8 protein-coding genes and 1 pseudogene are annotated in these 8,040 nt (G+C 65.9%); 6 read left to right on the top strand and 3 right to left on the bottom strand.

Annotated features, from left to right (window positions below; all coding sequences use genetic code 11):
• The first annotated feature begins 190 nt into the window (after window positions 1-190).
• Entirely contained in the window at window positions 191-841 is a 651-nt protein-coding gene (locus EN893_RS10740; RefSeq protein ID WP_127271024.1) for a dihydrofolate reductase family protein, read from the top strand.
• Between the two features lie 346 nt (window positions 842-1,187).
• Here the strand turns inward: EN893_RS10740 and EN893_RS10745 are convergent, their stop codons facing one another.
• Window positions 1,188-2,057, bottom strand: coding sequence for a LysR substrate-binding domain-containing protein (locus EN893_RS10745; RefSeq protein ID WP_127271238.1), 870 nt, complete (start codon window positions 2,055-2,057; stop codon window positions 1,188-1,190).
• Window positions 2,058-2,155: 98 nt separating this feature from the next.
• On the opposite strand from EN893_RS10745, the gene EN893_RS10750 reads away from it, so the two are divergent.
• Complete coding sequence (locus EN893_RS10750; RefSeq protein ID WP_127271220.1) at window positions 2,156-2,755, top strand: LysE family translocator; 600 nt, start codon at window positions 2,156-2,158, stop codon at window positions 2,753-2,755.
• A 320-nt stretch (window positions 2,756-3,075) separates the two neighbouring features.
• Here the strand turns inward: EN893_RS10750 and EN893_RS10755 are convergent, their stop codons facing one another.
• Window positions 3,076-3,870 (bottom strand): SDR family oxidoreductase, encoded by a 795-nt coding sequence (locus tag EN893_RS10755; protein ID WP_127269320.1) that lies wholly within the window; start codon window positions 3,868-3,870, stop codon window positions 3,076-3,078.
• A gap of 206 nt (window positions 3,871-4,076) precedes the next feature.
• On the opposite strand from EN893_RS10755, the gene EN893_RS10760 reads away from it, so the two are divergent.
• On the top strand, window positions 4,077-4,532 hold the full coding sequence (locus EN893_RS10760; protein WP_127269319.1) for a MarR family winged helix-turn-helix transcriptional regulator: 456 nt from the start codon (window positions 4,077-4,079) through the stop codon (window positions 4,530-4,532).
• Between the two features lie 24 nt (window positions 4,533-4,556).
• On the opposite strand, the gene EN893_RS10765 is transcribed toward EN893_RS10760, so the two are convergent.
• Window positions 4,557-5,735, bottom strand: a complete 1,179-nt coding sequence (locus EN893_RS10765) for an MFS transporter (RefSeq protein WP_127269318.1) — start codon at window positions 5,733-5,735, stop codon at window positions 4,557-4,559.
• Window positions 5,736-5,934: 199 nt separating this feature from the next.
• Between EN893_RS10765 and EN893_RS10770 the strand changes: the two genes are divergently transcribed.
• The 3 genes and pseudogenes from EN893_RS10770 to EN893_RS10780 all read left to right on the top strand — a co-directional run.
• The gene (locus EN893_RS10770; RefSeq protein WP_127269317.1) at window positions 5,935-6,291 is read left to right on the top strand and encodes a helix-turn-helix transcriptional regulator; all 357 of its coding nucleotides are present in this window, start codon (window positions 5,935-5,937) and stop codon (window positions 6,289-6,291) included.
• A 74-nt stretch (window positions 6,292-6,365) separates the two neighbouring features.
• Entirely contained in the window at window positions 6,366-7,130 is a 765-nt protein-coding gene (locus EN893_RS10775; RefSeq protein WP_127271223.1) for a metallophosphoesterase family protein, read from the top strand.
• Window positions 7,131-7,415: 285 nt separating this feature from the next.
• A pseudogene (locus EN893_RS10780) lies at window positions 7,416-8,040 on the top strand (SH3 domain-containing protein); the annotation flags it as partial.

Below are 8,040 nucleotides of genomic sequence, written 5' to 3' on the forward strand. Positions count from 1 at the left end.
GGACAGGGCGCCGGACGACACCGCCACCGCCATATCGGGCGATGTCTGGTTCTCGTCGGAAGATCTCCACCCCGGGCCTCGCAAATGATGGTGGTTCGCCAAAATTTATATGTCGGACTGGTGGCTCGTCGCCCGTCCTTGGGCTGAAGTCCGGCCACGACGGCGTGGACCGAAGAACGGGAGCACTGGAATGAGAAAGATCATCTCGGCGACATTCGTCAGCCTCGACGGCGTCATGCAGGCGCCCGGCGGCCCGCAAGAGGATCCGGTCGGCGGCTTCAAGTTCGGCGGCTGGACCTTCCATTACTTTGACGAGGCGGGGGGCGCGGCGATGGATGAACTGTTCTCCAAGCCTTTCGCCCTGCTGCTCGGCCGCAGAACCTACGACATCTTCGCCGCCTACTGGCCGTATCAGAAGGATCCGATCGCGGATGCCTTCAACCCCGCGACCAAATATGTGGCGACGCATCGGCCTGACACCCTCACCTGGCAGAACACGCAAGCGCTCGGACCCGATATCGTCGCGACGTTGCGCCGCCTCAAGCAGGAGGATGGCCCTGACCTGCTCATCCAGGGCTCTGGCGATCTGATCCAGACCTTGCTCGCCAACGGGCTGATCGACGAAATTCGGCTGATGATCTTCCCGCTGTTGCTGGGCAAGGGCAAGCGGCTGTTCGGCGACAGCGCGATGCCGGCCGCCTTCAAGCTCATCAAGTCGCAGGCAACCAGCACCGGCGTCATCATGGCGACCTACGAACGATCAGGCGAGATCAAGGTCGGCTCGTTTGTCACAGGGGAGCCATCCGAGGCCGAGCTCGAACGGCGCAAGAACTGGAAGTAGCAGGACCTGGGTTCCTCGCCCCACGATGAAAGATCGACCCCCACTCCGTCTCGGCTTCGCCGAGCCACCTCTCCCCCGATCGACGGGGTAGAGGAAAGGCGCGAGCTTTAGAAAGGTTGGCTCCCTTCCTCTCCCTCCGGAGGGGGGAGAGGTGGCGCTGCGAAGCAGCGACGGAGTGGGGGAAGCCGCTCGTCAATCGCGCCGCCGCCGCAAGACAGACATACCCGACCAGCAAGAAAACTGTCACCCATGCTATCGGTCCATTCTGTTACCTATCTATCCGGTTCGGACAACTCGACACCTCTCCCCCGATCGACGGGGGAGAGGAACCCAAGTTCTGCCTGGCTCAAGCAGCCACCGGCCGCCGCGCCAGCCCGTCGCGGATATGCCGCGCGAATTCCTGCGCCGCCGGCCCGACACCGTGCCTCGGCAGATGCAGGTTGATGGCAAAATTCGGCAGCGGCGGCAGGCCGGACTCCGATGGCAGTATGTCCAGATCGGCCGGCACGGTGGAGGCCAGCCAGGTGGTGACGGCAAGGTCCGACCGCACCGTCGCCGTCGTCGCGTCGATGTTGCCGTTTTCGAACACGGTGCGCCACTCCAGCCCATGCTCACCGAGCGCCGCCAGCACCGCCGGACGGAAGGCGCAGGTATCGGCGACGATCGAGACCGGCAGCGGCCGCTTGGCGCGGGCAATGCCGCCCTTGGCACCGACCCAGACCAGCCGGTCGATGGCAAGGCACTCACCGGCCGACGGGCCGACGCGTTCCTCGATCACCGCAAGGTCGATGGTCCCGGCCGCAAGGGCAGCCGTCAGTTCCGGCGACGAGGCGCAGACCAGCGATATCTCGATCTGCGGATAGGTCTCGGCATAGGTCTTCAGCACCGGCGCCAGCAAGGTGCCGACAAGGTCGTAGGGCACGCCGAGCCGCACCTGGCCGGCCACCAAAGTCCCAGCCATCTCGGCCCAGATCTCGTCATTCAAGGCCAGCAACCGCTTGCCCCTGCCGAACAGCTGTTCACCGGCGCGCGTCAGCCGCAAGCCGCGCCGGTCGCGCGTAAACAGGCTGGAGCCGAGCGCCTCCTCCAGCCGCTTGACCTGCTGGCTGACAGCACCCTGCGTCAGGTGCAGCGCATTGGCCGCCGCCGTCATGCTGGCCTTGTCGGCGACGGTGATGAAGGTGCGGATCAGCGCCATGTCGAGATTTCGGATCATGGGTGGCATTATCTATCCTAATGCTGACCATAGCAAACATTGCATTTACTGAAGTTCGCACGCAGCTACGATCGCAGCCCTCTGACAGAGGACGCCGCATGCTCGAGCCCATTCTCCCGCTCATCCTTTTTGCCATCGTCGCCACCACCACGCCCGGCATCGCCACGACCCTGTCTACGGCGTCCGGCGCGCAGTTCGGCTTTCGCCGTTCCGTGCCCCTGCTGGTCGGCAGCGCCGCCGGCCTCGCCACCGTCACGGGTGCCGCTGCCGCCGGGCTTGCCGGTCTGCTGCTTGCCGTGCCTTCGCTGCAACTGGCCATGAAGGTCGTCGGCTCGCTCTATCTCCTCTGGCTGGCGATCAAGATCGGCCGCAGCGGACCGCCCAATCTGGATGTGAGCATGGCCAGGCCGAACAGCTTTCTGGGCGGCGCCGGCATTCAATGGATGAACCCGAAAGGCTGGGCGATGGGACTAGGCGCCGCGGCTTCGTTCGCGGCATTGGCCAGCGGACCGGTGCAACTTGCGCTGCTGCTCGGCGCCACCTTCGGCCTCGCGGCCGCCGCCTCGCTTTCACTGTGGTGCGTGGCCGGCATGGTGCTGGCGCGGCTGCTCAAGACCGAATGGCAATGGCGCGCGCTCAACATCGTGCTGGCACTGGTGCTGGCCGCCTCGATCATTCCGATGTGGCGGACGGTGTAGGGACGCGGCGGCCTTGCAGAACCTGGGGCTTGCCCCAACAAAGCTCTTATGCGGCGCTGGTCGACCCCCACTCCGTCTCGGCTTCGCCGAGCCACCTCTCCCCCGATCGACGGGGTAGAGGAAAGGCGCCAGGCTTTTTGCCGTCAACGCTCGTCCAGCAAAGCTCCCTTCCTTTCCCTCCGGAGGGGGGAAAGGTGGCGCTGCGAAGCAGCGACGGATTGGGGGAACCACGTGGCAATCAAGCCTCACACCGATCAGTCACGCCAGTCACAGAAGATGTGTGCATAGCGTAGCGACAGAGCGGGGGACAGAGGTGGCCCTCAAGCCGCGTAGCGGGCTGCCGGCTTGTCGGCGTGCAGGCTGCCGTAGAAGGCCTGCCGGGCACCGAGGAAAATGTCCAGTTTGGCTGGCTCGGCGAGCGCCGGCACGGTGACGGCTTCACCCCTGGCAAGGCCGACAAGGGCCGCATCGACCATATCGTCGGCGCTCATGATGATTTCCTTCGGAAGCTGGTCGATATCGCTGCCAGCAAGCTCCCAGAAATCCGTCCGTGTCGCGCCCGGCAGCACCACCTGCACCTTCACCTCCGTACCCTCGACCTCGCGGTGCAGAGCCTCGGTGAAGTTGACGACATAGGCCTTGGTACCGCTGTAGATGCCGCCGAACGAGGTCTCATAGGCGAGCACCGAGGCGATGTTGACGACCGCACCTCGGTTGCGCGCCAAAAACCCCGGCAGCACGGCACGGGTCAGCCGCGTCAGGGCGATGACATTGACCTTGATCATGCGTTCGGCAGCGTCCGCATCGGCGGTTGCCACCACGGACTGGCCGCCAAGGCCGGCATTGTTGACCAGCAGCGTCACGCTGTCGTCGCTGGCGATCGCCTGTTCGACGCGGCGGACGTCGCCGTCGTTGGAGAGGTCGGCGCTGATCACGCTGACCTTGCGGCCATAGGTCTGGCGCAGCTTCCCGGCCAGTTCCTCCAGCCGGTCGGCGCGCCGCGCCACCAGCACCAGATCGTAGCCCTGCCCCGCCAGCCGGTCGGCATAGACCGCGCCGATGCCCGACGAAGCACCGGTGACGACCGCCGTGCCCTTGTTGCCCTGTCCACTCATTGTCCTGTTCCTTCTTCGACTGATCTGGTTCGTTTCGACTGATCCGGCGCCGTGGCATCTGCCGCATTGCCGGAAGCCGCTTGATTGATTTAGTGGCATATACCACTAATTGCGAAGTAGGCATATGCCACTATCTTGTCAATGATACGGACGGGGATTATTTGAGGGGTGCAGCCGGGCGTCATTCGCCGGCGCCAAGGACCATCATGTCAAAGGACAGCTTGCCCGGCCTCACGCTCTGCAACAACGCCGCGCTGCGCCGCGCGGCGCGCAAACTCGGCAAGTTTTATGATGATGTGGTGGATCCGTCAGGCCTCAAGGCGACACAGCAGGGACTGCTCTACCAAATCCATATCGGCGACGAGCCGGCGATGGGGGCCATCGCCGCGTCGCTGATCATGGACCTGTCGGCGCTCGGCCATACGCTGAAACCACTGATCCGCGACGGCTATGTCGAGACCTTCGCCGACCCGGACGACCGCCGCGTCAAGCGTGTGCGGCTGACGCCGCAGGGGCTGGCCAAGCTCGAGGCGGCGATGAAACTGTGGCAGATCGCCCAGCAGCGTTTCGAGGATGTCGTCGGCAGGGACAAGGCTGAAAAGCTGCGCGCGGCGCTGGATGACATCGCCGCGCTCGATTTCGATCTGCCGCCGGCCAGCTGAGCCGGCCGACGGCTTTCAAAGAGATTACTCGGCAGGCATCTCTACAGGCCGAGCCGCCCGGCGGCCGGCGACCACGATGCCAAGCCCGATGATCGGGAAGATCGCGGCGACCAGGCCGAGATCGGCCGGCGCGCCGTAGCGCAGCACGGCACCGCCGACCACCGCGCCGAGTGCGACGCCGAGATAGAGCGCCGAAGCATTGAGCGACAGCACGATCGGTGCGGCGTCGGGCGCCAGCTTGATGATGCGGCTGGCCTGCGCCGGCGGGAAGGCCCAGCCGACGATGCCCCACGGCACCATCATCGCCATCAGCGCCGGTCCGGCAATATGCGGCGGCAGAAAGGTCGGGATGACCGACAGCAGGACCAGCATGCCGGCACTCAGCGCCAACGACCAGCCGACGGTGCGGGTCGCGCCGAACCGGTCGGCAGCCTGGCCGCCGCCAATGTTGCCGATGACGGCGCCGACGCCGAAGGCGAGCAGCATGCCGGGCAACGCGATCTGGCTGAGACCGCCGCCCTCGATGGCAAGCGGCGCGACATAGGCAAAGACGGTGAAGGCGCCGATCAGCGCCAGCACTGTCGTCAACAGGATCGGCATCACGCCGGGACGCAGCGCTGCCCCCAGCCTGCGCTTCAAGGGCAGCCTGGTGCCAACGATGCCCCGCGGCAGCCGGTACCAAAGGATCGCGCCGGCAAGCGCGCCAAGGCCGGCGATGGCAAAAAAAGTTCCGCGCCAGCCGGCAACGGTGGCAACGAGCGCGCCCAGTGGCGCACCGAGCGCAACGGCCACCGTGGTGCCGCCGACGACGACGGCGATGGCACGCGCCCGGTGATGGTCATCGACCAGCGCCACCGCGGTGCCTTGCGCGGTTGCGGCGAACAGGCCCGACGACAGCGCCATGACGATGCGCGCGACCAGCAGCAGTTCGAAGGAGGAACTCAAGGCAGCGGCGACGTTGCCGAGCACGAAGAACACCAGCGTCCACAGGATGACGCGGCGCCGGTCCCACTCGCCTGTCAGCGTCGCCAGGATCGGCGTGCCGATCGCATAGGCGAGCGCAAAGGCGGTGATCAGCGTGCCGGCCAGCGGAATGGAGATACCGGCATCCGCCGCGATGTCGGGCAGAAGGCTGGAGATGACGAAGCCTTCGGTCGAGATCGTGAACGATCCGAGCGCGAGCCAGAAAAGGCGCTTGTCCATGGCGGGATGTCCTTAGTTCAAAAGTTATTGAACAATTGGACACAATAGGGCATCATGTCAATGAAGCCAGGGAAAAATAGCTGAACCTTCCTGACAGCCCTGTGTCAGCACAGGTCGGCGCCAGACGGAGAAAGGCCGCGTGCGGGCCAACAATGATGGATGCGTTGAAATCGGACCCGACTGTGCTTAGTTTCGAGCCATGACCTTGCCACACCCCAATACGGACCAGATCAGCCTGCCGATCGTGCTTGGCGTGCTCGGCGACCCGACCCGGCTCGCCATCGTGCGCTATCTCGCCAGCAAGCAAGGCGTGCCGCTGAACTGCAGCCAGTTCCTCGATTTCGGCTCGAAGACCAATCTGAGCTACCACCTGGCCAAATTGCGCGAGGCCGGCGTCACCCGCGCCGAGGTGGTCGGCACCAACCGCATGATCACACTGCGCCGCGCCGATCTCGACGCCCGCTTCCCCGGCCTGCTCGACAGCGTCATCGCCGCCGCCGGCGACGATCCGGCACTGCCGGCGGTCGGCGGCCACGATATTGAAGTGCACGCCTGACCTTGCAGAACTTGGGTTCCTCGCCCACGAACGTGGGGAAAAGGAAAAGCGGCGTCACACAGGAGCTTCCCGAAATGCGCATCGCCGTCCTCGCCGATATCCACGGCAATGTGCTGGCGCTCGACGCCGTGCTTGACGATCTGGAGCGGCGCGGCGGCGCCGACCTGACCGTCAATCTCGGCGACAGCGTTTCCGGCCCGCTCTGGCCGCGCGAGACATTTGCGCGGTTGGAGGCGCTGAACCTGCCGACCGTGCGCGGCAACCACGACCGCCGTGTCGCCGCCGACCCCGCCGATGACACCATGTGGCCCTCCGACGTCTATGCGCAGGAGCGGCTGACCGAGACGCAGCGCCAGATGCTTTTCGCCCAGCCGCTGACGCTGGAGATCGCACCCGGAATCATCGCTTTCCACGCCCGTCCCGACCATGACGAGAAATATCTCGCCGATACCATCGTCAATGGCCAGCTGGTGCGTGCGCCGTTGGCGGCGATCCGGCGGCGGCTGAAGACGCTCGACCCGGCTTGCCGCATCGCGCTGTGCGGCCACAGCCACCGCGCGGAACTGATCCGCGTCCCCGATGGTCCCGTCATCTTCAATCCGGGCAGCATCGGCTGCCCTGCCTATGAGGATTCCACACCGCCGGCGCATGTCTCCGAGCAGGGCTCGCCGCATGCGCGCTACGGCATCGTCACCTTGGGCAGCAACGGCCAACCCGACCGCTTCGAGGCCATCGCCGTCGACTACGACCACGAGGCGGCCGCCAGGCAAGCCGAACAGGCGGGCCGGCCGGAATGGGCTCACGCGCTCAGAACCGGCTTCATGCCCCTGCCCGGCTGAACGCTCTTGCGTTCATGCCCGGCTGAACGCTCTTGCGCGTTCACGCCCGTCCAGCTGAGCTGCCTCACGGCCCGGCGGTCCGGGTTGAGGCTGGCGAAACGGCGAGCCGAATTTTCGGGCTTACATGGCGCCGCGTCGTCCCTTATAAAACCGGCCGGGCTTGCGGCGGGCTCGATCCGCCGCGGCACGGTATCAGCGCACGGCCAAAAGATGAGGCGCACAGTTACGCTCCGAACAACCCTCCATGCGCTGATTGCGGCTCCGCTGTTGATGACGGCGTGGCCGGTGATTGCCCCCGCTATGGCTGAAGAGATGGCCCAAGAGGCGCCGGAGCTCGTCATCTCCGTCGTCACCGGCCTGGCGCCGGACGACCTTCTCAAAGTCCGCACCACCGCATCGCCGGTCGCCACGGTCGAGGCGCGGCTGAGCAGCGGCGACATGGTCACCAATCTCGGCTGCAACGACATCAACGGCTACAAATGGTGCAAAATCGAAAGCACGGGCAAGGAGAAGCTGAGCGGCTGGGCGCCGGCGCGCTATCTCATCCCCCTCAATCCGGCTCCCTATGTCGAAGGCGAGACAAGACCGGCCGACGCGCCGGTGGTTGCCTCCACCGGCAGCGCCAATGACGCCGGGCAGTCCTCGGCGCCGGATCAATCCCATGCCACCGGCCCGGCCAACAGCGCGCCGGTCGCACCGCCCGACCTGACGGCGCGGCTTGGCGGCGCCGGCCCGGCAGCCGAAAGCACGCCAAAATCCGCCGCCGAAATCGGCCGCGCCGCCATGCAGGATGCGTACGTACTGGCGCTGGCGGCGCCTGACGTCTCGCCGGATCCCGAGATTCCCTGCGCCCGCTATGTCGGCCAGCCGATGGAGCGCTGCAAGGTCAGCGTGGTGCACACCGCCGACA

Source organism: Mesorhizobium sp. M7A.F.Ca.CA.004.04.2.1, from assembly GCF_004022825.1.
Lineage (GTDB): Bacteria > Pseudomonadota > Alphaproteobacteria > Rhizobiales > Rhizobiaceae > Mesorhizobium.